We start from the raw sequence: 23,563 nt of genomic DNA, 5'->3' as shown, positions 1-23,563 counted from the left end.
CGGGCGGTGCTCCCGGTGCTGCGTCGCCCGTGGCGGACCACGGGCGACGCAGCACCGGAGGATCAGGCCTGACCGACGACGGTGTCGATCGAGACCTCTCCCGTGGTGAGGTCGTAGGTCGCGCCGACCACGGCCAACCTACCCTCCGCGATGGCGTCGGACACGGCGCCCGAACGGTCCAGGATCGCCTTCAGCGTCGACTCGAGGTGCGCGGCGCCGACCGACTCCTGCTCGACGTCGGGGTCGGTGGCGCGGACACGCTCGACGCTCGGGGCGATCGCGTCGACGAGGGACTGCAGGTGCGGCGCGGGGACGGGCTCACCCGAGCGGGCGGCGGCGACGGCACCGCACTTGGTGTGACGGAGGACGACGACGAGCGGGGTGCCGAGCGCCACGACGGCGAACTCGATCGACCCGAGCACGACGTCGTCGACGATCTGGCCCGCGTTGCGGATCGCGAAGACGTCACCGATCCCGGCGTCGAACACGTGCTCGAACGGCACCCGCGAGTCCGAGCAGCCGAGGACGGTCGCGAACGGGGCCTGCGAGCCCTGCAGTTCCGAGCGTCGTTCGGGGTCGATCCGCCCGGTGCGGCGCTTGTCCGCGGCGAAGCGGGCGTTGCCGTCGACCAGGATTCGGAGGGCGTCGGCGGGGGTGGATGCTGCGCGGTCGGTCATCGTGTGTGGTTCCTCGGGCGTTCGGGTTCTCGGATCAGGGTGTCGCGGTCGTGGCGGTGGCGCTGGTCGGGATCGTGGTCGTCGTGCTCGGCGGAGCGGCCGCGGGCCGTCGGCGTCACTCGCTGAGTTGCTTGCCCACGGCGGTCGCGACGGTGCGGAAGGAGCGGTCGTCGGCGGTGCCGGCGAGGACCACGGTGTCGCGTCCGGACGTGGTCACGAGGGCGTAGGTGTTGTTGCCCGCGTCCTTGCCTTCGTCGCGGCGGTCGTACACGGTCCACTTCGTGCCGTCGATCGTCCGGGAGCCCGTGGCCGGCTTCTGCTCGAGCTGGTCGGCGACCCACGTCGCGTTGGCGTCGATGCCCTGGTGCATGCCGATGTACTGGTCGTCCGGCGTCAGGAGCCCGATCGTCCAGACGGCGACCCCGCGGGACGACCCCGACTGGTACTCGGCGTGGTTCGACGTGTACGCGGACGGCAGCGAGGGCACGAGGAGCGTGGCGCCGGAGACGTCCGCCTGTTCGGCGACCTGGCGGTAGTCCACCGCGCGGTCGATCGACTGGTCGGGACGCACGACGACCGCGACCAGGAACAGCACGATGCCGAGCGAGGCGATGAGCGCCAGCACGAGGTTGAACGCCGTCTGGTGCTCACGACGAGCGCGCCGTGCGGTGTCCTTGCGGGCCCAGGTCTCCTCGGGCGTCTCGGGACGTCCGAGCTCGGCGACGATCGGGCGTCCGGTCTCCGGGTCGCTCATCGTTCGTCACCGGGTGCCGCCTGGTCGGCAGCGCCGTCCTCGGTCGCCGCCCGCGCTGCGTCGAGCCGTGCCCGCGCGCCGACGAGCCACTCTTCACACCGCGCCGCGAGGGCTTCGCCGCGCTCCCACAGACCCAGGGAACGCTCGAGGGTCGCCGACCCCTGCTCGAGTTCGGAGACGACGCGGACGAGTTCGTCCCGCGCCGCTTCATAGCTCAGCGAGCGGACGTCGGACTGCTCGGACTGCTGCTCGGAAGACACGCTGACGATCCTACCGAGCCGCCACCGACGGTTCCGCTGCCCGACGCAGGCTGTGGAGGACCGCGCCGTCCGCGCAGAGCGGGGGACGGGCCTCCTGGATCAGGCCGAGCCCGACCCGGCCGGACCCGACGCGTCGGCTCCGGATCCGTCCGACCGGGGACCGTCGGTCCCTGAGCCGCGCGGGCCGGAGCCGTCCGGCCCCGGGCCGTCCGCCTCGAGCGTCCCGACCGCCGTCCCCGTGCCGAGCGTCACGTGCACCGGCGTCGCGCCGTCGAGGTCGTCCGTCCCGCGCACGACCGAACCGCTGCTCGTCTGGACGATGGCGTACCCGCGCCGGAGCGTGTCGCGCGGCGAGAGCGCCCGGAGCCGTCCGGTCAGGTGGCCGACCTCGGAGTGGGAGCGCTCGATGCGCCGGTCCAGGAGTTCACGGGCGCGCGAGAGGTCGCGGGCGACCTCCTCGGCGCGGGAGTCGACGAGCCAGGCGGTGGAGGCGAGCGCGGGTCGGGACCGCAGCGCGGCGATCCGGTCGGCCTCGACCGAGAGGGTGTGCGAGAGCCGCAGGCCGAGCCGCGCGCGGGCCTGACGGACGTTCGCGAGCTCCTCGGCGACGTCCGGGACGACCCGCTTGGCCGCGTCCGTCGGCGTGGAGGCGCGGAGGTCGGCGACCTCGTCGAGGATCGGCCGGTCGGCTTCGTGCCCGATGGCCGACACGATGGGGGTCGTCGCCGCGGCGGCGGCCCGGACGAGCCCTTCGTCGCTGAAGCCGAGGAGGTTCTGGAAGTCGCCACCACCGCGGGCGACGATGATCACGTCGACCTCGGGGTCGGCGTCGAGTTCCTGGATCGCCGCCGTGACCTCGGCCACGGCACGGTCGCCCTGGACGGCGGTGTGCACGGTGCGGAACTCGACCTGGGGCCACCGCAGCTGGGCGTTCCGCTTGACGTCCTTCTCGGCGTCGGAGTCCTTGCCGGTGACCAGGCCGATCCGGTGCGGGAGGAATGGCAGGCGCCTCTTGCGCGACGGGTCGAACAGGCCCTCCTCGGCGAGGGCCCGCCGGAGCCGTTCGAGCCGTTCGAGCAGGTCACCGAGCCCGACGTGCTTCATCTCGACCACCTGCATGGTGAGCGAGCCGCCCTTGACCCAGTAGTTCGGCTTCACCGCGGCGACCACGCGGGCACCCTGCTTGAGGTCGGCCGGCACCCGGGAGCGCACGCTCGACCAGATGGAGAAGGACACCGTCGCGTCGACGTCGACGTCCTTGAGCTTGCCGTAGACGTTGCCGCCGGCGACGTTCCACTGCGTGATCTCACCCTCGACCCAGGCGACGCCGAGCCGGTCGATCCAGTCGCGGAGCTTCGCGCCGAGCAGCGCGACCGGCCACGGGTCCTCTGCCGTGGGTGGCCCCTGTTCGATCGCCATCGTGCTCCTCCCGGTCGTGCTCGTCATGCTGCCGGACACCGGTGACATCCCGGTGGTCCGGGGTTCTCCACGGCCTCGTCCGTGCCCAGGCTGCGCGGGACCCCCTCACCTATCATCGGGGACGTGACGATCACCAACGGCCACTCGGTCCCGCTCGCCCCGCCGCGGGTCCCCGCTGCCCGTGGGCGTCTGCGGGACGTGCCCGTCGACGGGACCAAGCGCGTCCTGCTCGCCGCCCCGCGCGGGTACTGCGCCGGGGTGGACCGTGCGGTGGTCGCGGTCGAGAAGGCGCTCGAGCAGTACGGCGAGCCCGTGTACGTCCGCAAGCAGATCGTCCACAACGTCCACGTCGTCTCCACGCTCGAGCAGCGCGGCGCGGTCTTCGTCGACGACGTCGCCGAGGTCCCCCGCGGCTCGCACGTCGTCTTCAGCGCCCACGGTGTCTCACCGGCCGTCGTCGCGGGCGCCGCGGACCGCGACCTGCACGCCATCGACGCCACCTGCCCGCTCGTCACCAAGGTGCACCGTGAAGCGACCCGCTTCGCGAAGGCGGAGCGCACCATCATCCTCATCGGGCACGCCGGTCACGAAGAGGTCGAGGGCACCATGGGCCACGCCCCCGAGCGGACGATCCTGGTGAACGGACCGGCCGACGTCGCCGCGCTCGAGGTCCCCGACCCGGACAACCTCGTCTGGCTCTCGCAGACCACCCTGAGCGTGGACGAGACCATGGAGACGGTCCGACTCCTGCGCGAGAAGTACCCCTCGATCGAGAACCCGCCCTCGGACGACATCTGCTACGCCACCCAGAACCGCCAGGTCGCCGTCAAGAAGGTCGCGCCCGCCGCCGACCTGGTGATCGTGGTCGGGTCCGCGAACTCGTCGAACAGCGTCCGGCTCGTGGACGTCGCGCTGGAGTACGGCGCGAAGGACGCCCACCGTGTCGACTACGCCGAGGAGATCCGCCAGGAGTGGCTCGACGGCGTCGCCACCGTCGGCGTGACGAGTGGCGCCTCCGTGCCGGAGGTCCTGGTTGCAGAGGTTCTGGACCAGCTCGCCGACGCCGGGTACGGCTCGGTCGAGGAGGTCGTGACCGCCCACGAGGACCTGATGTTCTCGCTCCCGCGCGAACTGCGCACCGACGCGGCCGGCAAGCCGACGCGTCCGCTCGGCGGGCGGACCCGGTGACCGGCCGGCAGGACCAGACGGACGCGCGGACGCGCGAGCAGGCCGACGGCTGGCACGGCGTCCCCCACCGCGATGCCACCGCCGTCGACGGCCAGGAGGCCCGGATCACCCCCGCCCCGTCCGCCGACTCCGCAGACGCCCAGCCCACCGGTCCCGCCCAGGGCGGCACGCCCGGTGGGCGTCCCGCGCCGCAGTACGGCGAGTACGCCCCCGAGGGGTGGGTGAACCCGGTGCTCGTCGAACAGGAGCGGCAGGAACGACTCGACCGCGAGCGAGCGGCCGCCTCCGGTCCGACCACGGGCGCCGACCGCGGCGGCCGACGTCGGGGTCCCGAGGACCGGACACGCTCGACCGGCGACCGTCCCGACACTGCTGTCCGGCCGACCTCCGCTGACCGCGCGGACGCGTCGCACCGACCGGGAGGGCGGACCGACGGGGCAGGTGCTCCGGTCCGACGGCTCGGCGCCTCGCCGGTCGACGTGCTGTTGACGTTCGTGCTGCTGGCGATGGGCCTGGTGAGCGTCGTGCAGTCGCTGTCGATCAGCTCCGTCGCGTCCGCTGTCCGGCAGACCCTCGAGACGAACTACACCGCGCTGCAGGACCCGGGCTCGCTGAACGGTGCCGCGATGGTCAGCGCCGTGGGCATGCTCGTGGTCTACGCGCTCACGCTCTGGTGGTCGGTCGTGCGGCTGCGCGCGGCGAAGCGGACGTTCTGGGTGCCGCTGCTCGGGGGAGCGGTGGCGACCGTGTTCAGCACGATCGTGTTCGTCGTGGTCGTGTTCCAGGACGGCGGCTTCGTCAGCGCCCTCATGCAGCACGCCGCCGGCTAGGACGACCCGGGCCGCTCCGCTGACCGCCGGAGGCAGCTCGGCGTCGACCACGTCGGTCTTCGGCCTGCTCGGTGACGCGTCTGTGGTGGACGCCGGCGACGCCGGGGGCCAGCGCTGACGGGGGAGGCGTCCGGGGGCGCCCCGGCGCGTTCGATCGAGCGGGCCCGTCCGATCGGGCGTGCCTGATCGTCGGGCGGGCCGGTCCGAGCCCGACCGTCAGGCCAGGAAGGCGGCGACCACGGCGTGCAGCGCGGCGAGGTCGTCGACGTGCACGAGCTCCCGGGCCGAGTGCATCGACAGCAGCCCGACGCCGATGTCGATCGTCGGGATGCCGAGCCGCGTCGCCGCGATCGGGCCGATGGTCGATCCACCGGGGATCGTGTTGACGTTGACGAACGGCTGGTACGCGACGCCCGCGCTCTCGCACGCGGCGGCGAACACCGCGGTGCCCTTCGCCTCGGTCATGTACCGCTGGTTCGCGCTGATCTTCAGCAGGGGTCCGGCGCCCGGACGCGGCCGGTTCGTCGGGTCGTGCTTCTCGGAGTGGTTGGGGTGCACCAGGTGTCCGGCGTCGCTCGACAGCAGCCACGAGGCACGGAACGCGCGGGCGCTCTCGGACCGCGACGCACCGAGGCCCTCCTGCACGCGGGCGAGGACGTCCTCGAGGAACGGGCCACCGGCGCCCGAGGGCGACGACGAACCGATCTCCTCGTGGTCGAACGCGGCGAACACCGGGATGTGGTCGCCGTCGCCCGAGGCCGCGAGGAGTCCGCGGAGTCCGGCGTGCACGCTCGTCAGGTTGTCCATCCGCGCCGACGCCAGGAAGTCCTGCTCGATGCCGATCCGCGCCGGGGCCTGCGCGTCCGCGAGGAAGAGGTCCCACGAGACGGCGGTCTCGCCGAGGCGCGAGCGCAACCACTCGACGGCGTCCGTCCCGCCAGCGGTACCGTCCGTGCCGACGACGGGCAGCGTGTGCCGCTGCTTGTCGATCGCGGGGCCGTCGTTGGCGCCGCGGTCGAGGTGGATCGCGAGGTTCGGGATGCGCGCGACCGCGTGCCCGGTGTCGAAGAGCGACACCTGTCCGTCGCGGTGCACGACACGACCGGCGATGCGGAGGTCGCGGTCGAACCACGTCGAGAGGATCGGGCCGCCGTAGACCTCGACGTTGAGCTGCTCCCACCCGCCGACGCGGACGGACGGGTTCGGCTTGACCCGGAAGCCGGGGGAGTCGGTGTGCGCGCCGAGGATGCGGAACGGGGTGGTCGCGGTCGCGCCCTCGGGCAGACGCCACGCGATGACGGCCCCGTCGCGGACCACGACGTACGCGCCGGGCTCGGTCGGCCAGACGGCGGTCTCGTCGAGGTCCGTGAAGCCCGCTGCCACGAGCCGGTCACGGGCGACCGAGGCGGCGTGGAACGCGGTCGGCGACTCCGTGACGAAGTGGGCGAACTCGCTGGTGATGGCGTCGACGGTCATCCGTCCATCGTGGCACGGTCCCCGCGCGTCGGGCTTCGGGGCCACACCCGCCACGGCGGCGCACGGGGGCGCGTCCGTCGGACGCGCCCCCGTGCCTCCCGGAAGGTACCGGGTGTGTCGGACCGGTCAGCTCTGGGACTGCCCCGCGGAGCCGAGGACCTTCGTCGCCTCGACGACGCGCGCCGCCATGGCGGACTCGGCGACCTTGCCCCAGGCACGCGGGTCGTACTGCTTCTTGTTGCCGACCTCGCCGTCGATCTTCAGGACGCCTTCGTAGTTGGAGAACATCGAACCCGCGATCGACCGGGTGAACGCGTACTGCGTGTCCGTGTCGATGTTCATCTTGATGACACCGTTGCGGACGGCTTCGTGGATCTCGTCGTCGGTCGAGCCGGAGCCCCCGTGGAAGACGAGGTCGAGCGGGTTCTGGCCGGTGCCGTGCTTCTGCGCGATGGCGTCCTGGATCTCGCCGAGGAGCTCGGGACGGAGCTTCACGTTGCCCGGCTTGTACACGCCGTGCACGTTGCCGAAGGTCAGGGCCGCGATCCACCGCCCCTGGTCGCCCATGCCGAGTGCCTCGACGACACGCTCGACGTCGTTCGCGGTCGTGTACAGGGCGTCGTTCGTACCCTCGTGCTGCACGCCGTCCTCTTCGCCGCCGACGACACCGATCTCGACCTCGAGGATCGCGTTGATGTTGCGCGTCTTCTCGATCATGGTCTTCGCGATCTCGATGTTCTCGTCGAGGGGCACGGCCGACCCGTCCCACATGTGCGACTGGAAGATCGGGTTGCGACCCTGACGGACCTCTTCCTCGCTCGCGGCGATGAGCGGGAGGACGAAGCCGTCGAGGGCGTCCTTCGGGCAGTGGTCGGTGTGGAGCGCGACCGTGATCGGGTAGTTCTTCGCGACCTCGTGCGCGAACGCCGCCATGGCGAGGGCCCCGGCGGCGCGGTTCTTGACGGTCTGCCCGGCGAAGTAGTCCGCCCCGCCGGTGGTGACCTGGATGATCCCGTCCGACCCGGCTTCGGTCAGGCCCTGCAGGACCGCGTTGATGGTCTGGGACGACGACACGTTGACCGCGGGGTACGCGAACTTCCCGGCCTTCGCGCGGTCGATCATCTCGGCGTACTGTTCCGGCGTTGCGATGGGCACTGGGATCTCCTTCGACTTCGGTGATGTCCTCGCCGATGCTAGTCAGGACGGGGTTGGCGCGGGGTGGGTGTGACGCCACCTGTGGAGGAGTGGCGTCCTGCACATCCGTCCGCGCGGGGAGGGCGGAGGGGCGCGGCTCGGTAGGCTCGGGGCTGTGACTCCCACCACTGAGACCGGCTCCCTGTTCCTCCAGCCCGACCGCAACCTGGCGCTCGAGCTCGTGCGTGCGACGGAGGCCGCCGCGATCCGTGCCCAGCCGTGGGTGGGTCGTGGTGAGAAGAACCTCGCCGACGGCGCCGCGGTCGACGCGATGCGCAAGTTCCTCGGCACGGTCAACTTCGACGGCGTGGTCGTCATCGGCGAGGGCGAGAAGGACAACGCCCCGATGCTCTACAACGGCGAGCACGTCGGCAACGGGCACGGCCCGGCCTGCGACATCGCGGTGGACCCGATCGACGGCACCTCGCTGACCGCCGCCGGCCGCCAGAACGCCATCTCGGTCATGGCCGTGTCCGACCGCGGGTCGATGTACGACCCGTCGGCCGTGTTCTACATGGACAAGATCGCCGCCGGGCCCGAGGGCCGCGGGGTCCTCGACCTCGAGAAGCCGATCGGCGAGAACATCCGTGCGCTCGCGAAGGCGAAGGGCAAGGACCTCGAGGACATGGTCGTCGCCGTGCTCGATCGTCCTCGTCACGACGAGCTCATCCGCCAGATCCGTGCCACGGGTGCCGGCACGCGGCTGCTGCTCGACGGTGACGTGGCCGGTGGCATCGCGGCCGCGCTGCCCGGGTCGAACATCGACATGTGCGTCGGCGTGGGTGGCACCCCGGAGGGCATCATCACGGCGTGCGCGATCAAGGCGCTCGACGGCGTGATCCTGGGCAAGCTCCAGCCGAAGGACGACGAGGAGCGCGAGCGCGCCATCGCCGCCGGGCACGACCTCGACAAGGTCCTCGACCAGGACGACCTGGTCACGGGCGACAACACGTTCTTCGTCGCGACCGGTGTCACCGACGGCGTCCTGGTGGACGGTGTCCGCCGCTCGCGCGGGGTCATCCACACCGACTCGCTCGTGCTGCGGTCCCGCTCGAACACGATCCGCCGCATCCAGGCCGACCACCGCGCCGAGAAGTGGTTCTGATCCCCACGCGTTGACGCCTGCGCCGATCGGCGCCGCTCGACGAGAACCCGCTCAGACCACGGACGCCCCGTGGTGCGAGCGGGTTCTCGTCGTCCAGGACCACCGCGGACCGCGGACCCGGTGCGGTCCGCGCCACCGTCGCGCGGCACGCGCCGCGGTCAGTCCTCGGTCGCCGCGACGAGCTCCGGCGCCGTGAGCAGTCGCGGCTCGTCCTCGATCGACGCCGGGTCCGCGATGACCTTCGACTCGTCGAGCAGCGACAGCCGCCGGGCGCTCGGGAGCACCTGCCGCTCGAGCGACCCCACGAAGCGGTTGTAGTCGACGACGCTGCCCCGGATCGACCGGCCGAGCTTGTCCACGTGCGTCGCCATCGTCGACAGGCGTCCGTGCAGCTCGCGGGAGACCCGGAAGAGCTCACGGGCCTCCTGCGTGACGACGTCCTGCTGCCACGAGAACGCCACCGTCTTGAGCACCGACCACAGCGTCACCGGCGAGGCCAGGGCGACGCGCTTCCGGAACGCGTGGTCGAGCAGCCCCGGGTCCGCCGCCAGCGCGCTCGCGATGAGGGACTCGGAGGGGATGAACGCCACGGTCAGCTCGGGCGAGGCATCGTAGCCGGACCAGTACTCCCGCGCGGCGAGGGCGTCGACGTGGGCCCGGAGTGCCTTGACGTGCTGCGCCATGAGGTCGTCGCGGCGGGCGGCCTCGGCCCCGATGGCGCTCGCGGGGATCTCGGACGCCTGCAGGTAGGCGGCGAAGGGCACCTTGGCATCGACGGCGATGGACTTCCCGCCGGGCAGGTGCACGATCATGTCCGGTCGGGCGGCGCCGGCCGAGGTGGTCACCGAGGACTGGACGTCGAAGTCGACCCGTTCGAGCAGCCCGGCGGCCTCGACGACGTTCCGCAACTGCGTCTCGCCCCAGACGCCGCGGGTGCTGTTCGACGACAGGGCGCCGGCGAGCGTCTCGGCCGTCGCGCGCAGGCGTTCCTCGGACTCGGCGGCCGACCGGAGCTGTGCCGAGAGTGCGCCGTACTGCTCGCTCCGGGAGCGCTCGAGCTCGGCGATCTTCTCGCGCATCACCTGCAGCGTGTCGGCGACCGGGCTCAGGGCCGTGAGCACCTTCGACTCGTCCTGCGCCCGTGCGGACTCCGCCCCGTGCAACCGCTGCACGAGGTGCTCCAGCTCCGCTGCCCGGCGTTCGAGCGAGTCGACCTGGCGGCGGTACTGCGTGTCCTGCGCGTCGAGTCGGTCGTCGGCGTCGTGCCGGGACTCCTCGAGCTGTGCGCGGAGGGCGTCCGCCGTCGCGTGGGCAACCGCCGCGTCGACACCGGCGCGGGACTTCGCGAGCGACCACGCGACGACGGCACCGACGAGGGCACCGAGGACGAGGCCGATGACCAGGGCGAGGATCTGCATGACGCGACCCTGGCAGGGGCCACCGACAGCGCGCCTCCCGGCCGGACCGACGCGGCGACGGACGCCGGCCCGCAGACGGGCGGAGCGCCGCGGGCCTCAGTCCGAGAACACCATCGGCCGACGTGACAGGCGCGGCTGCGGTGTCGCCGACCTCGGCTTCTCGACCCGCGCGCGGACGGGGTTGATCGTCACCCGGGTCACCGCGCCGAGGGCCTCGACCGTCGGGACGCCGTGGAACCCCGCCGCATGCACGACGATCGCCGCGCAGGCCTCGGCATCGGCTGCGGCGTCGTGGTGCTGGAACCCGGAGAAGCCCGCAGCCTGCGCCGCGACGGGCAGTCGGTAGGAGTCGAGCGTGTACGTCTTCCGGGCCACCTGCAGCGAGCACATCGAGTGGTGCTCGCCGATCTCGATGCCCGTCGCCGCGCACCCTCCGGCGATGACGCCCATGTCGAAGCGGGCGTTGTGGGCGACGAGCACGTCCCCGTCGGCGAACGCGACCAGGTCCGGGTACTGCTGCTCCCACGACTTCGCGTGCGTGACGTCCGTCTCGACGATCCCGTGGATGCGGGTGTTCCACTCGAGGAACGCATCGTGCCCGGCCGGCGGTCGGATGAACCAGGAGGCCCGCTCGACGACACGGCCGCCGCGCACCTTCACGAGTCCGACCGAACACGCGCTGGCGGGCGAGTTGTTCGCGGTCTCGAAGTCGATCGCGGTGAAGTTCAACACGCCCCCGATCGTCGCACGGGGAACCGACATCACCGGAATCGCGTCCGGCGTGGTGCGTCCGACACCGGTTCGATGCAGACTCGGACGATGGAGAGCGGACCCGAGCGCAGCCCCCTCGTCCTCGTGCTCGCCGGTGTGGGCTACGGGCAGCAGGCGCCACTGCTCTGGTGGACGGACGCGATCGCCCGACAGGCCGGCTGCACGGTCGTCGCGCCACGGTGGACGGTCGACGAGGCGGGCCACGCAGACCCGGTCGGCTTCGTCCTCGGACACGTCGGGTCGGCGCTCGCCGGACGTCGCCCGGACCTCGTGGTCGCCAAGTCCTTCGGGTGCTCCGCACTCCCGTGGGCGGTCGCCGAGGGCATCCCGGGCATCTGGCTCACTCCGGTGCTCACCGAGGACGCGGTCCGCGACGCGCTCGCCGCAGCCGATGACACCCACCTGGCCGTCGGCGGGTCGGCCGATCCGATGTGGCGCCCGGACCGTGTCCCGGGGACGCGGGCGCGCCTCCGGACCGTCGACGGTGCCGGCCACGCGCTCGAGGTGACCGGTGACTGGCGCCGGTCCCAGCGCCTCCAGGCCGAGGTGCTGGAGGCCGTCTCCGCGCGGGTCGCCGACCTCGTCGGCGGGGGCCGGCGGCAGTAGCGTCGCGACCGCCGTGGGGTGCTCGCCGGGTCCCGCGGGCTCGTGAGCACGGTCGTCTCGCTGATCACCAGGGCCCCGCCTCGGGCGGCGGCTGAGCAGCGGCCTGGAGGCGCGGGTCGGCTCCGGCGGGCTGCCGCCGGTAGGCTGTGCTCCCGTGGCTCTCACCATCGGAATCGTCGGTCTCCCCAACGTCGGCAAGTCGACCCTGTTCAACGCCCTGACGAAGAACCAGGTGCTCGCGGCGAACTACCCGTTCGCGACGATCGAGCCGAACGTCGGCGTGGTGAACCTGCCCGATCCGCGGCTCGACCAGCTGGCGGAGCTGTTCCACTCCGAGAAGACCGTGCCCGCGCCGGTGTCGTTCGTCGACATCGCCGGCATCGTCAAGGGCGCGAGCGAGGGTGAGGGGCTCGGCAACAAGTTCCTCGCCAACATCCGCGAGGCCGACGCCATCGCGCAGGTCGTCCGCGGCTTCACCGACGACGACGTCGTGCACGTGGCGAACAAGGTCTCCCCGAAGGACGACCTCGAGGTCATCAACACCGAGCTGATCCTCGCCGACATGGAGACCATCGACAAGGCGCTCCCGCGGTACGAGAAGATGCTCAAGCTGAAGCAGGCCGAGCCCGCCGTCCTCGAGGCGGCGAACGCCGCGAAGGCCGAGCTCGAGAAGGGCGTCCTGCTCTCCGCGAGCACGGTCGACCTCGAGCCGATCAAGGAGCTCGGGCTGCTCAGCGCCAAGCCCTTCATCTTCGTGTTCAACGTCGACGAGGCCATCCTGACCGACGAGGCCCGCAAGGCCGAGCTCGCTGCACTCGTCGCCCCGGCGAACGCGGTGTTCCTCGACGCCCAGGTGGAGTCCGAGCTCATCGACCTCGACCCGGCGGACGCCGCGGAGCTCCTCGAGTCCACCGGCCAGACGGAGTCCGGCCTCGACCAGCTCGCCCGCATCGGGTTCGAGACGCTCGGGCTGCAGACGTACCTGACCGCCGGTCCAAAGGAGTCCCGCGCGTGGACGATCGGCAAGGGGTGGAAGGCTCCCCAGGCCGCGGGCGTCATCCACACGGACTTCGAGAAGGGCTTCATCAAGGCCGAGGTCATCTCGTTCGACGACCTCGTCGCGACCGGCTCCATCGCCGAGGCCCGCGCGCAGGGGAAGGCCCGCATCGAGGGCAAGGACTACGTCATGCAGGACGGCGACGTGGTGGAGTTCCGCTTCAACAACTGAGGTCCGTTGTCCTGCCCGTTCCCGTGGTGCTCGTCGCCACCGGTGGGTACGGTGGACCCGTCGTGCGCGATGCGCAGCGGGTCGGAAACCCGGCCCGGGGAAGCAACAGGCGCTACCGTCCCGGGTCCACGATCCGGCAGAGGACCACCTGCCCACGTCGGTCGACGAGCGGGCACAGCTCCGGGCGAACGAGGGACGGATGGATCACCGCGAGATGCAGGGCGAGGACGCAGCAGGACCCCCAGCAGCTCCGGAGCCGGGCCCACTGGGCACGCGGTACTTCCGCGTCGCAGGACGACCGGAGCGCCGGTTCCTGTTCACCGCCGGCGTCACCACGTGGGAGGTGTCGAGCGGCGCAGGAACCTCGTTCGTGGTGGACACTGCGGGACTGCGCGACGCGCTCGGCATCGCCCCCAGCGGTTCCCGGAACGACGAGCAGCACTGCCGGTCCCGAGCCGTCGAGCTGTTCGAGTCGGGCGACCGGGAGCACTGGGTGCAGTACCCGTTCGGCGGCACGGCCACGGACGAGGAAGTCCTGGGCGGCGCTGCCGGCCTTGACCCCCCGACGGCGTGATGCCAGGAGGCGGGCGGCGAGCGGCAGGCGGCAGATCACCGTCGCGCTGGCTCCGACGGTCGTAACGGGAGTACCGCTACGACGCTCGTTGGGAGAACGGACACGTGGAGACCGGGGTCGACCTCGTCGCCCGGATGTCCGGCGTGCGCCTGCTGACCACGAAGTGGTCGAGCGGGTGGCGGAGGAGCACTGACCGGAGTCGGGTGCCGGCCGTGGGTCCTCTACCCGAAGGCCGAGCTGCTCTGAAGCGCTGACGTGTCGCGGTCGGCGACGTCCGGTAGGTCGCTGATGTCCAGTCCCCGCGCTCGCCGACCCACCCTGTGCCGCTCCCGGAACCCCGGTGCCTACCGTGGGGACCAGGGAGGGCACATCGTGAAGTACATCCACTACGACGGCACGGACGTCCTCACGGGGGACCTGATCGCCGACGCGGTCGCGGACTACGCCGCCGTGCTCGGGGCGAACACCAGGACCGACACGGTCGCGGTGCCCTCGGTCGGGGACGACGGAGCACTCGAACGCACCCGGATGCTCATCGGTCCGTCGAGCGAACTGCTCCTCCGGGAGGCGCCGGACGACGAACTCGAACCGGAGGACCCGGCGTTCATCCGTCGTCTCCGCGACGCGGCGGCACGGTGCGGCGACCGGGAGCCGGTCAACGCGGACGGCCGGACTCCGTTCCTCGGCGCCTCCGAGGACGACTGACCGCGCGGTCGACCAGCCGTAGGCTCGACCAGCCACGCGGTCGGGAGGCCCACCGGCGAACGCTCGCGAGCGTCCGTCGGAGGCCACCACGACCACGACGAGACGCCGCCCCGGAAGGGACGGCGTCTCGTCGTACGGGTCCGATCGAACCCGAGCGGGCGTCAGGCCGCCAGCGCCAGCTCCGGCGCACGCACGGCGCGCGCCTGGAGGATGGTCCGGCTGGCCTCGCCGCGCCAGGAGCGGCCCGGGACGACCCAGCCCGCTTCGCCGTCGACGGCGACGCGGACGCCGGGCGTCAGGAACAGCCCGAGGTCGTCGGCCGGCATGCGCACGAGGTACTCGCGCTGCGAGCGGTCCTCACGCACGGGGAACTCGGCGATGCGGTCGGGGGAGACGGTGGGCGCCGCGATGGCGGTCCCGGTGATGATGGTGTGTTCGTTCGTGGTCATGGTGCTGTCTTTCTTCAGTCGTTCGGCGTCGCGCGGGGCCGGACGGACTCCATGGTCTCGTCGGCCGCAGGAGCGCGGACGCGCACGTCGACATTCGACGTGCATGCTCGCCAGTCGGGGAGCGTTGGTCTCGCTGGAATGCGACCCAGGGGGATCGGTTCGAGACGGTCGGTGTGCGCGAGTCAGATGGGTTCGCTGCAATGCACCAAATGAGGACACTACTCCGCAGTCGTCCGTCTGTCCAGTCGCGCCGTCAGTTTCCGGTCCCGCCGGCCAGGAGGCCCGCCCAACGCTCGCCTCCGAGTCGCACGTTCCCGGAGCGGTGCAAGCGTGCAGCCGCGGAGTCCGGCTTCCGCCCGGCCTGGTCCGTCACGAGGCCGTCGAATGCGTCGAAGAAGCCCTGCCGGGGGAGCGCCGCGGTCACGGCGCGGAGGTCGTCCTCGTCCCAACGCTCCATCCCGACGCCGGACACGTCGAGGGACGTCGCGACCTCGAGCAGGTGCCCCTCGACGTCCCTCGTCGGGTCGACCGACAGCCACATGTGCCGCTCGATCACCTCGGCGACGCGGGTCGCGCGCGCGACGGGCCACCCAGCGCCCGTGGCGAAGACGCTGCCCACTGCTCCGCCGGCGACCTCGAACGGGACGGTGACCGCGTCGAAGTGCGGGGCGACCCCGAGGTCGTGGAGCATCGTCGCCACGAACAGCAACTCCGCGTCCGGCTCGAGGTCGATCGTGGGCGCGAGCAGCGTCGCCCACACCCAGGAACGGAGGCAGTGGTGCACGAGGGCCGGTGACGACCACGTCCGGACGACGTCGAGCGCCCGCGCGGCGGTGTTCGTCGGCGGGGTCAACAGGGCGTCGACGTCGAGTGGCATGACCGCACGCTAGTGGCAGCGACGGCCCGCTCGGAAGGCGTAACACGTGGGAAACCGATCGGGCCCGAGCGCGAAACACCCCGTCGTTACGGTTCGAGCACTGAGCAAGCGTTCAGCCCGAACCCCGACGAAGGACCCGCACGGATGCAGCACCGCACTCGGCTCCGCTCCCGCCCGACCACCCGCCTGACCACACTCCGCACGGCCCTCGTCACCGCGGGAGGCGTCGGACTCGCCGTCCTCGCCGCGTCACCGGCCGCAGCGGCACCGATCGCCACGACGGCCACGATCACCGCACCGGCCTCCGTGACGGTCGGCGACACGGTCGACGTCGCCCTGACCCTGCCCGACACGACCGATGTCTTCGCCTACCAGATCGAGATCGCGGCGGACGCCGACGCCGTCGAGGTCGTGGACGGCAGCGCGACCGGCCCGGACGGCGGGTTCGACTCGGTCGAGCAGGACGGCGACACCGTCACGCTCCTGCACACCCGCCTCGGCACCTCGCCCGCAGTGTCCGGTGACCTCGCCGCATCGGTCGAGCTGACCGCGACGAGCCCCGCCACGGTCGACCTCGCCGTCACGAGCGTCACCCTGGTCGCCACCGACGGCAGCACCACCACCCTGACCGACCCGGCCTCGACGACCGTGACGATCGCCGCGGTCCCGACGCCGAGCCCGACGCCGACCGCCGGCCCTCCCAGCACGCCCACGGCTGCGCCGACCGCGACGCCGAGCACTGTCCCGGGCGGGACCGGCGGCACCGGGACCGGGACCGGAACGGGCGCCGGTGGGTCCGTGGACCCGGTGACCGACACCTCGGCGGCACCCGCCGGTGGTGCCCTCGCGTGGACCGGCGCCGACCTCGCACCGTGGGTCGCCGCCAGCGTCGCCCTGCTCCTCGCCGGCGCCGGCCTCGTCGTGGCCCGTCGCCGTGCCTCCCGTGCCGCCGGTGCGGAGGACGCGCGATGACCGCCGCGGGCCGCACCCAGGCGACCGACGCCACCTCGACCCGAACCCCCGGAGGAACCCCCGTGACCCGCCGCCGTCGCACCACCGTCGCCGGAGCCGCGCTCCTGGCCCTCGTCGGCACCGCCGTCGTCGCGACCCCTTCGCTCGCCGCCAACGCTGCACCGGCCGTGGTCGACGCCAGCCCCGCGGCCATGCTCGCCCCGTACTACACGGCGCTCGACCTGACCGGCGACCACCAGATCACCCGCGCAGACCTCACCGTCCTGTCCGACCACCTCGGCGCCACCACCGCCGACGCGGACTGGTCGGCGGTCTCGGCCGCCGACACCGACAGTGACGGGACGATCACGCTCACGGACGTCGCCGGTCTGTCGCAGCGGATGATCTACGACGACGGACCGTTCACGCTCGTCGAGGCCTCCACCCTCGACATGCAGGCCGCGATGAACGCCGGGGTCACGACCTCGGCCGAGATCACGCAGGACTACCTCGACCGCATCGCCGCGTACGACCGGACCACCACGGACACCGGGACGGGCGGACGTCCGCTCAACTCGATCGTCACGACCAACGCCGGGGCGATCGCCGCTGCGGAGGCCGCTGATGCCGAGCGTGCCGCGAACGGGATGACGAGCATGCTCCTCGGCGTCCCGATCGCGCTCAAGGACAACTACGACACGAAGGACATGCCGACCACCGGCGGCTGCGGCTGCTGGGACGACAACCAGACCACGACCGACGCGGCGATGGTGACGGGTCTGCGGAAGGCCGGGGCGGTCGTCCTCGCGAAGGCGAGCCTCGACGAGTTCGCCTACGGCTTCGTCTCCGAGTTCTCGTCGAACCAGCCGACGGGCTCGTCGCTCCTCGTCGCCAGCCCGTACGTCACGAGCCAGACCGCCGGCGGGTCCAGCGGCGGCACCGGTGCGGCCATCTCGGCCAACCTGGCGGGCATCGGGTTCGGCACCGACACGGGCGGGTCCATCCGCATCCCGTCGTCGTACAACCAACTCGTCGGTATCCGCCCGACGGTCGGCCTGACGAGCCGTGACGGCATCATCCCGCTCGCGCTCTCGCAGGACACCGGCGGGCCGATCGCCCGCTCGGTGACCGACGCCGCCGTGGCACTCGACGCCGTCACCGGTGTCGACGCCGCCGACCCCGTCACGCAGGGGCAGACCGGCAAGGTCTCGACCTCGTACACGCAGTTCCTCGACCCGACGGCCCTGCAGGGCAAGCGGATCGGCTACGTCACCTCGATGGTGGGGACGAACCGAACCACCGCGCGGCTCTTCGCCGAGGCCCGGGCGACCCTCGAGGCCCAGGGCGCGACCGTCGTGCCGATCACCGCGACGCCCGAGTTCGACCGGGTCCTCAGCGAGGGCAGCGGCAGCACGAACGAGTTCAAGCACGACCTGGACCAGTACGTGGCGAAGCACCTCGACCCGGACGTCGCCGCGCGCTCGCTGCAGGGCATCCTCGACTCGGGGAAGTACGTGCCGAGCCGGAAGGGTACGTACCAGCAGCGGAACGCGATCACCGAGGCGCAGTACCAGGCCTGGGCGGGTCCGGAGGGCTCGCACACGACGCAGATCGCGACCGGCAAGCAGGTCGTCACCGGGATGATGGACGCGCAGGACCTCGACGCGCTCGTCTACCCGTCGGGCACGCCGTACGGCACGCAGGGCACGAACATGCGGCTCAGCCCGAACACCGGCATGCCGGCCGTGACCGTCCCGATGGGACAGGCCACCGCGGCGGACGCCACGATCACCGGGGCGGGCGTGAACCTGGAGTTCCTCGGCCGCTCCTACGACGAGGGCGCCGTCATCGGTCTCGGCTACGGGTTCGAGCAGGCGACGCACGCCCGCACCAGCCCGGCGCTGTACCCGGCGCTCGGGTGAGCACGCCGGTCGCTGACGCGACCGACTGACGGACGGGAGGCTCCCCACCGGTCACGGCCGGCCCGCCGCTGGCGCGTCGGTCCGGCACCGGCCGGTGGGGGCCCAGACACCAGCTGGTGTCGGGCCTCCCGTCCGTCTCGTCGCGGCTCCGCAGCCGCGACCGTCAGTTGAGGACCGGGGTGTCCTCGGGCACGACGCCGCCGTCGTAGAGGTCCGTCGCGAGGTCGCGGAGCGCACGGAGCGCCACGCGCTGCGTGAGCGGCCCGTACGAGATGCGTGCGACGCCGAGCGCCTCATACGCGGTGGCGGGGAGGGCGCCGGGCAGCCCGATGACGCTGAGCTTGCCGCGGCCAAGGCCCTCGACGAGCTGCTCGACGACCTCGCGCTGGTGGCCGCCCGGGACGAACACGAGCGGGGCGCCCGCGTCGAGGAAGGCCTTGCCGCGTGCGATGGCGTCGGCGATGCTCTCCTGGATCGGCCGGTCGCCACCCTTCGCGATCGCGTCGGTGCGGGCGTTGAGCTGGAAGGCGACGCCCTCCTGCTCGGCGGCCTTCATGATCGCGGCGACGCGGGAGACCGACTCGTCGAAGGGGCGAAGACGGTCCTCGACGTTCGCGCCGACGATGCCCAGGCCGATCGCGCGGCGGATGGTCTCGGCCGGGTCCTCGTAGCCGTCGTCGAGGTCCGCGGTGACGGGCAGGTCGACTGCGTCCACGACGGTCTTCGCGCCGGCGAGGGCGAGCTCGAGGGGCATGCCGCCGTCCTCGTACCCGTAGGACGCCGCGATCGAATGGCCGGCGGTGGCGATCGCCCGGGTCTCGGGCAGGGCCGCGACGGTCTTCGCACTGATCGCGTCCCACACGTTCACCACGCGGAGGATCTCGGGAGCTTCGTGCAGGGACTGCAGGGTCGTCGCCTTCTCGGCGGTGTTCGTCGTCATGTCGCCGACAGTAGGCGTGCCGTGCGCCGTCGTCCGCCTTGGATGCGCGGCGGTCGATGCGCGCCGGGCGATGCGCTGCGGAGCGTTCGCGCTGCGCGACACGCGTCGCGGGCGGCGGCCCGAACGGTGTCGCTCAGCACGAACGGTCCGGGGTGACGAGCGGACGGACGCCGGCGGACGGCGCCGGCGGCGGGGCGCAGACGACGCCGGATGACGTGGGGACTCGCACCGGGCCTCCCGGCGGAGGCATGCTGGGACACATGGTGAGCGACGCGCAGGACCCGGTCGGCACGCTCCGCGGTGTCCGGACCAGCATCAAGTGGACGCGGTACGCGCCCGAGGTCCTGCCCCTGTTCGTCGCCGAGATGGACCACGAGGTCGCGCCCGAGATCCGGCAGGCGCTCGTCGAGCGGGTGCAGCAGTCGGACCTCGGCTACCTGGACGGACCCGGGCCGCTCGCCCCGGCGTTCGCCGACTTCGCCCGCGACCGCTGGGGCTGGGAGGTCGACCCCGAGCGCGTGTACCTGGCGACGGACGTCAGCGTCGGCATCGTCGAGACGCTCCGGCTCGCTCTGCCCGACGGTGGCCGCGTCGCGATCACGCCGCCGGTCTACCCGCCGTTCTTCGAGCTCGTCGAGGAGGCCCGATGTCAGGTCGAGGAGGTGCCGATCCGCGAGCAGTGGGGCGTGTACCGGCTCGACCTCGACGGCCTCGAGCGGGCGTTCGCCGACGGGGTGCGCGTGTTCCTGCTCTGCAACCCGCACAACCCGATCGGGCTCGTGCACGACCGGGCGGACCTCGTCGCGCTCGCGGAGCTGGCCGCCCGGTACGACGTCCTCGTCATCAGCGACGAGATCCACGCCCCGCTGACGCACCCGGGCGTGCAGTTCACGCCGTTCGCGAGCATCGCCGAGCCCCTCGGGGCGCGCAGCGTCTGCGTGACGAGCGCGAGCAAGGGGTGGAACCTCGCCGGCGTGAAGTGCTCGGTCATCGTCGCGGGGGACGCCCGGACCGCCGAGCTCCTCGACACCCTGTGGGAGGAGGTCGCCTGTCGGACGAGCATCCTCGGGCTGCACGCGAACCTCGCTGCGTTCAGCCTGGCCGTCGGGTGGCTCGACGACGTCGTGGACCGCATCGTCGCCAACGACCGGTTGCTCGCGAAGCTGCTGGCCGAGCACCTGCCCGGGGTGGTCTACGCGCGGCCCCGCGCGGGCTACCTCGCCTGGCTCGACTTCCGGGGCATCGGCCTCGGCGACGACCCCGCCGTGCAGCTCCGGGAGCACGCGTACGTGGCGCTCAACTCCGGCCTGCCGTTCGGGGTGCAGGGGAGGGGGTTCGCGCGGATCAACCTGGCGTGCTCGCCGGACACGTTGCGCGAGGCGGTGCTCCGGATCGCGGCGGCGTACCCGTCGGGCGCGCAGGAGGGTGTGGTCTGGCACGTCGCGTGAGGCGTGGCGCGTCATGCGTGACGCGCGGTGCGTGACGCGGGGGCGCGCCTCCGGCTCAGGCGACGGGTGCGAAGTGGTTGCGACCGATCACGGTCACGTGCAGGTCGACCTCCCGCGAGGGGACCTGGTCGGTGAGGGAGATCCACTCGCGGGCCACGAACGCGACCGAGGGCCAGCGACGGACCTCGGTCACGGGGAACCCGTCGATGAACACCTGCCACATGCCTTGTTCACGGACGGCCTGGACCTCGTGCGTCGCCATGCCGTGAGCGTAGCAACGCTCCGCTCCGACGGGCCACGGTCAGGGGGTGACCATGCCGCCGTTCACGTTGAGGGTCTCGCCGGCGACGAAGCTCGACTCGTGCGAGGCGAGGAACACGTACGCCGGGGCGAGCTCGGCGGGCTGACCGGGGCGGCCCATGGGCGACTCACTCGACCCGAAGTCCGGCAGCGTCTCGGGGTCGACGCCCGCGGACACCTGCAGCACCGACCACGTCGGCCCGGGGGCGACGACGTTGACGCGGATGCCGCGGCCGATCAGCGACTGCGCGAGGCCCTTCGAGAAGTTGTTGATCGCGGCCTTCGACGCTGCGTAGTCCAGCCGGTCGGGGGCCGGCTGGTACGCCTCCATCGACGCGGTCGTGATGATCGTCGAGCCGGGCTCGAGGTGGGGGAGCGCGGCCTGCACCAGGCGGAACAGCGAGAGGACGTTCACCGTGAACGTGTCGACGAGCTGGTCGTCGGGGATGTCGGTGACCTCGGCCTGCCAGTGCTGCTTGCCGGCGCAGGTGACGATGGCGTCCAGGCCGCCGAGCTCGGCGACGGCGCGTTCGACCAGCGCGGCCGGGTAGTTCTTGGCGGTCAGGTCGCCGGGGATGGTGACGGCCTTGCGTCCGGCCGCCTCGACGAGGGCGACGATGCGCTGCGCGTCCTCCTCCTCGTCGGGCAGGTAGGCGAGGGCGATGTCCGCACCCTCACGTGCGTAGGCGATGGCGACCGCGGCACCGATGCCGGAGTCGGCGCCGGTGATGAGTGCGCGGCGGCCCTGGAGGCGTCCGGTGCCCCGGTAGGAGTCCTCGCCGTGGTCCGGCTTCGGGTCCATCTTCGACTCCAGGCCGGGCTCGGGCTGCTGCTGCGGCTCGGGGCTGGTGTTCGGGTAACGGGTCGTCGGGTCGCTGTACTCGTACTGGTCGCGGGGCATGTCGCGGACGGTACGCCGGACGGCCGGGAGGCTCGTCAACCGGTGCGCACTCCGGCCTGCCCCCGCCGGCGTCAGAGGTCGAGCGCCATCGCGACGTCCGCCCGCACGTACGGGCTCGGCGGGTGCTCGTCGGCGCCCAGGTGGCGGAACCCCGACGTCTCGTACAGGTGCACGGCGCTCGTCAGGCGACTGTTCGTCTCGAGCAGGACCCGGCGGGCACCGAGGTCGCGGGCCCGGTCGATCGCCGCGCGGATGAGCCGGCGGCCGGTGCCGTGTCCCTGGTGGTCGGGGTCGACGGCCATCTTCAGGAGTTCGAACGCGTGCTCGCCGTGCGGCGCGAGTCCGACGCAGCCGACGACGGTGCTGCCGATGCGGGCGACGAGCACGACACCGCCGGGAGCGACGATGTGCTGCTCGGGGTCGCCGAGGAGCCGGCGGTCCTCGTCCTCGAGTGTGAAGAACGTGGTGATCCACCGTTCGTTGAGCAGCCGGAACGCGGTCGCGTCGGCGGGGGAGGACATGTCGTCGATGACGACCGCGGTGGTCTCGGTGTCGGGCATGGCCCCATCCTCGGACGGCCGATGCAGTCGCGTCCAATACTCGTTCGGACGGATCGATAGGCTCCGTGCATGGAACGTGCTCCCGAGGTCGACCTCCGTCAGCTCCGGGCGTTCCTGGCGCTCGCCGACGAACTGCACTTCGGACGAGCCGCCGCCGACCTGGGCATCGCGCAGCCGGCCCTCTCGCAGCTCATCCGCCGGATCGAGGTCGCCCTCGGCGTCGACCTGTTCGCCCGGACCTCGCGGAGCGTCGCGCTGACCCCGGCCGGACGCGTGCTGCAGGGACGTGCGCGCTCGCTCCTGGCGCAGGCCCGGCGGGACCTCGACGAGACGGTGCAGGTCGGACGGGGCGAGGCCGGTCGGCTCGACGTCGGCTTCGTGGTGTCGGCGCTGCCGCTCGGGCCGATCGAGCGCGTGCAACGGTTCCGTGCCCGCTACCCGGCGGTCCGGGTCGAGCTCACCGAGGGGTTCTCGTCACGCCTCGTGGCCGCGGTCCAGCGCGGCGAACTCGACCTCGCGGTCGTGCGGGACCCGGACCCGGTCGACGGCGTGCGTTTCACCCGGTTCCGCAGCGAGCCGTTCGTCGCCGCGGTGCCGCGGGACCACCGGTTCGCGGAGCGGTCGACCGTGCGGGGGCCGGAGCTGCTCGACGACCCGTTCGTGTTCTTCCCGGCGGAGGCCGGCGTCCTGGCCACCGAGCGGAACACCGCGCCGGTCGCGGCAGGTGGGCGCCGGCCCGTCATCGTGCAGGAGGCGACGACGTGGGCGACCGTCCTGCACCTGGTCGGTGTCGGGCTGGGGGTGACGGTGCTGCCGGAGAGCGCGGCGCTCGCGGCGCCGGACACCGTGGTGCTCCTGCCGCTCGAGGACAGCCCGTACCGGAGCGAACTCGTGTGGGCCGCGCGCGCCGACGACGACCGCGAGGTCCTCCGCAACTTCGCCGCCGCAGCCGACTGACGGCCGGATGACCGCGGCACCGGCACCGGCACGAGCAGCGCACCGGCACCAGC

The 23,563-nt window shown here is 72.3% G+C and carries 25 protein-coding genes; 11 read left to right on the top strand and 14 right to left on the bottom strand.

Features of this window, described 5'->3' with window-relative positions; all coding sequences use genetic code 11:
* Positions 1-62: 62 nt before the first annotated feature.
* The 4 genes from KM842_RS09170 to xseA form a co-directional block, all read right to left on the bottom strand.
* Complete coding sequence (locus tag KM842_RS09170; RefSeq protein WP_216257725.1) at positions 63-677, bottom strand: carbonic anhydrase; 615 nt, start codon at positions 675-677, stop codon at positions 63-65.
* Between the two features lie 115 nt (positions 678-792).
* Positions 793-1,431 (bottom strand): DUF4245 domain-containing protein, encoded by a 639-nt coding sequence (locus tag KM842_RS09165; RefSeq protein ID WP_216257723.1) that lies wholly within the window; start codon positions 1,429-1,431, stop codon positions 793-795.
* A complete protein-coding gene (locus tag KM842_RS09160) occupies positions 1,428-1,691 on the bottom strand; it encodes an exodeoxyribonuclease VII small subunit (protein ID WP_216257721.1) in 264 nt (87 codons plus the stop codon). The genes KM842_RS09165 and KM842_RS09160 overlap by 4 nt, the downstream gene beginning before the upstream one ends.
* A gap of 99 nt (positions 1,692-1,790) precedes the next feature.
* Entirely contained in the window at positions 1,791-3,110 is a 1,320-nt protein-coding gene (xseA, locus tag KM842_RS09155; protein ID WP_301183784.1) for an exodeoxyribonuclease VII large subunit, read from the bottom strand.
* Between the two features lie 123 nt (positions 3,111-3,233).
* On the opposite strand from xseA, the gene KM842_RS09150 reads away from it, so the two are divergent.
* Both KM842_RS09150 and KM842_RS09145 read left to right on the top strand, forming a co-directional pair.
* Positions 3,234-4,298, top strand: coding sequence for a 4-hydroxy-3-methylbut-2-enyl diphosphate reductase (locus tag KM842_RS09150; RefSeq protein WP_216257719.1), 1,065 nt, complete (start codon positions 3,234-3,236; stop codon positions 4,296-4,298).
* A complete protein-coding gene (locus KM842_RS09145; RefSeq protein ID WP_216257717.1) occupies positions 4,295-5,128 on the top strand; it encodes a DUF6264 family protein in 834 nt (277 codons plus the stop codon). Before KM842_RS09150 ends, KM842_RS09145 begins: the two co-directional genes overlap by 4 nt.
* 216 nt (positions 5,129-5,344) lie before the next feature.
* Here KM842_RS09145 and KM842_RS09140 read toward each other — a convergent pair whose 3' ends face one another.
* Together KM842_RS09140 and fbaA are read right to left on the bottom strand one after the other, a co-directional pair.
* On the bottom strand, positions 5,345-6,604 hold the full coding sequence (locus KM842_RS09140; protein ID WP_216257715.1) for a M18 family aminopeptidase: 1,260 nt from the start codon (positions 6,602-6,604) through the stop codon (positions 5,345-5,347).
* A 126-nt stretch (positions 6,605-6,730) separates the two neighbouring features.
* Complete coding sequence (fbaA, locus tag KM842_RS09135) at positions 6,731-7,759, bottom strand: class II fructose-bisphosphate aldolase (RefSeq protein ID WP_216257713.1); 1,029 nt, start codon at positions 7,757-7,759, stop codon at positions 6,731-6,733.
* A gap of 154 nt (positions 7,760-7,913) precedes the next feature.
* On the opposite strand from fbaA, the gene glpX reads away from it, so the two are divergent.
* On the top strand, positions 7,914-8,903 hold the full coding sequence (gene glpX / locus KM842_RS09130) for a class II fructose-bisphosphatase (protein WP_111051233.1): 990 nt from the start codon (positions 7,914-7,916) through the stop codon (positions 8,901-8,903).
* A 158-nt stretch (positions 8,904-9,061) separates the two neighbouring features.
* On the opposite strand, the gene KM842_RS09125 is transcribed toward glpX, so the two are convergent.
* On the bottom strand, positions 9,062-10,321 hold the full coding sequence (locus KM842_RS09125) for a DNA recombination protein RmuC (RefSeq protein WP_216257711.1): 1,260 nt from the start codon (positions 10,319-10,321) through the stop codon (positions 9,062-9,064).
* 96 nt (positions 10,322-10,417) lie between these two features.
* Positions 10,418-11,083 (bottom strand): exonuclease domain-containing protein, encoded by a 666-nt coding sequence (locus KM842_RS09120; protein WP_216257709.1) that lies wholly within the window; start codon positions 11,081-11,083, stop codon positions 10,418-10,420.
* Between the two features lie 57 nt (positions 11,084-11,140).
* Between KM842_RS09120 and KM842_RS09115 the strand changes: the two genes are divergently transcribed.
* The 4 genes from KM842_RS09115 to KM842_RS09100 all read left to right on the top strand — a co-directional run bounded on the left by KM842_RS09115 (position 11,141) and on the right by KM842_RS09100 (position 14,205).
* On the top strand, positions 11,141-11,698 hold the full coding sequence (locus KM842_RS09115; RefSeq protein WP_216257707.1) for a hypothetical protein: 558 nt from the start codon (positions 11,141-11,143) through the stop codon (positions 11,696-11,698).
* Between the two features lie 154 nt (positions 11,699-11,852).
* Positions 11,853-12,926, top strand: a complete 1,074-nt coding sequence (ychF, locus tag KM842_RS09110) for a redox-regulated ATPase YchF (RefSeq protein WP_216257705.1) — start codon at positions 11,853-11,855, stop codon at positions 12,924-12,926.
* Between the two features lie 199 nt (positions 12,927-13,125).
* Positions 13,126-13,500 carry a hypothetical protein gene (locus KM842_RS09105; RefSeq protein ID WP_216257703.1) on the top strand — a complete coding sequence of 125 codons (375 nt, stop codon included), beginning with the start codon at positions 13,126-13,128 and terminating at the stop codon, positions 13,498-13,500.
* A 372-nt stretch (positions 13,501-13,872) separates the two neighbouring features.
* The gene (locus KM842_RS09100) at positions 13,873-14,205 is read left to right on the top strand and encodes a hypothetical protein (protein WP_216257701.1); all 333 of its coding nucleotides are present in this window, start codon (positions 13,873-13,875) and stop codon (positions 14,203-14,205) included.
* A gap of 161 nt (positions 14,206-14,366) precedes the next feature.
* Here the strand turns inward: KM842_RS09100 and KM842_RS09095 are convergent, their stop codons facing one another.
* Positions 14,367-14,654 carry a hypothetical protein gene (locus tag KM842_RS09095; RefSeq protein ID WP_110912028.1) on the bottom strand — a complete coding sequence of 96 codons (288 nt, stop codon included), beginning with the start codon at positions 14,652-14,654 and terminating at the stop codon, positions 14,367-14,369.
* A 253-nt stretch (positions 14,655-14,907) separates the two neighbouring features.
* A complete protein-coding gene (locus KM842_RS09090) occupies positions 14,908-15,531 on the bottom strand; it encodes an HD domain-containing protein (RefSeq protein ID WP_216257700.1) in 624 nt (207 codons plus the stop codon).
* Positions 15,532-15,675: 144 nt separating this feature from the next.
* On the opposite strand from KM842_RS09090, the gene KM842_RS09085 reads away from it, so the two are divergent.
* Positions 15,676-16,503, top strand: a complete 828-nt coding sequence (locus tag KM842_RS09085; RefSeq protein ID WP_216257698.1) for a cohesin domain-containing protein — start codon at positions 15,676-15,678, stop codon at positions 16,501-16,503.
* Between the two features lie 62 nt (positions 16,504-16,565).
* Positions 16,566-18,404: an amidase family protein gene (locus tag KM842_RS09080; protein WP_253206063.1), complete on the top strand. Its 1,839-nt coding sequence runs from the start codon at positions 16,566-16,568 to the stop codon at positions 18,402-18,404.
* Positions 18,405-18,567: 163 nt separating this feature from the next.
* Here KM842_RS09080 and KM842_RS09075 read toward each other — a convergent pair whose 3' ends face one another.
* Positions 18,568-19,344: an isocitrate lyase/PEP mutase family protein gene (locus KM842_RS09075; protein WP_216257694.1), complete on the bottom strand. Its 777-nt coding sequence runs from the start codon at positions 19,342-19,344 to the stop codon at positions 18,568-18,570.
* Between the two features lie 260 nt (positions 19,345-19,604).
* On the opposite strand from KM842_RS09075, the gene KM842_RS09070 reads away from it, so the two are divergent.
* Positions 19,605-20,792, top strand: coding sequence for a MalY/PatB family protein (locus KM842_RS09070; protein ID WP_253206062.1), 1,188 nt, complete (start codon positions 19,605-19,607; stop codon positions 20,790-20,792).
* Between the two features lie 55 nt (positions 20,793-20,847).
* On the opposite strand, the gene KM842_RS09065 is transcribed toward KM842_RS09070, so the two are convergent.
* The 3 genes from KM842_RS09065 to KM842_RS09055 all read right to left on the bottom strand — a co-directional run bounded on the left by KM842_RS09065 (position 20,848) and on the right by KM842_RS09055 (position 22,553).
* A complete protein-coding gene (locus KM842_RS09065; RefSeq protein ID WP_110823655.1) occupies positions 20,848-21,054 on the bottom strand; it encodes a hypothetical protein in 207 nt (68 codons plus the stop codon).
* Between the two features lie 39 nt (positions 21,055-21,093).
* A complete protein-coding gene (locus tag KM842_RS09060) occupies positions 21,094-21,993 on the bottom strand; it encodes an SDR family oxidoreductase (RefSeq protein ID WP_216257689.1) in 900 nt (299 codons plus the stop codon).
* Between the two features lie 71 nt (positions 21,994-22,064).
* A complete protein-coding gene (locus KM842_RS09055) occupies positions 22,065-22,553 on the bottom strand; it encodes a GNAT family N-acetyltransferase (protein ID WP_216257687.1) in 489 nt (162 codons plus the stop codon).
* 69 nt (positions 22,554-22,622) lie between these two features.
* Here KM842_RS09055 and KM842_RS09050 point away from each other — a divergent pair, with 69 nt between their 5' ends.
* A complete protein-coding gene (locus KM842_RS09050) occupies positions 22,623-23,510 on the top strand; it encodes a LysR substrate-binding domain-containing protein (protein WP_216257686.1) in 888 nt (295 codons plus the stop codon).
* Positions 23,511-23,563: the final 53 nt, after the last annotated feature.

The organism is Curtobacterium sp. L6-1, assembly GCF_018885305.1.
Lineage (GTDB): Bacteria > Actinomycetota > Actinomycetes > Actinomycetales > Microbacteriaceae > Curtobacterium > Curtobacterium aetherium.
Note: the sequence above shows the minus strand (reverse complement) of the source record. Positions and strands in the feature narration are given on the sequence as shown.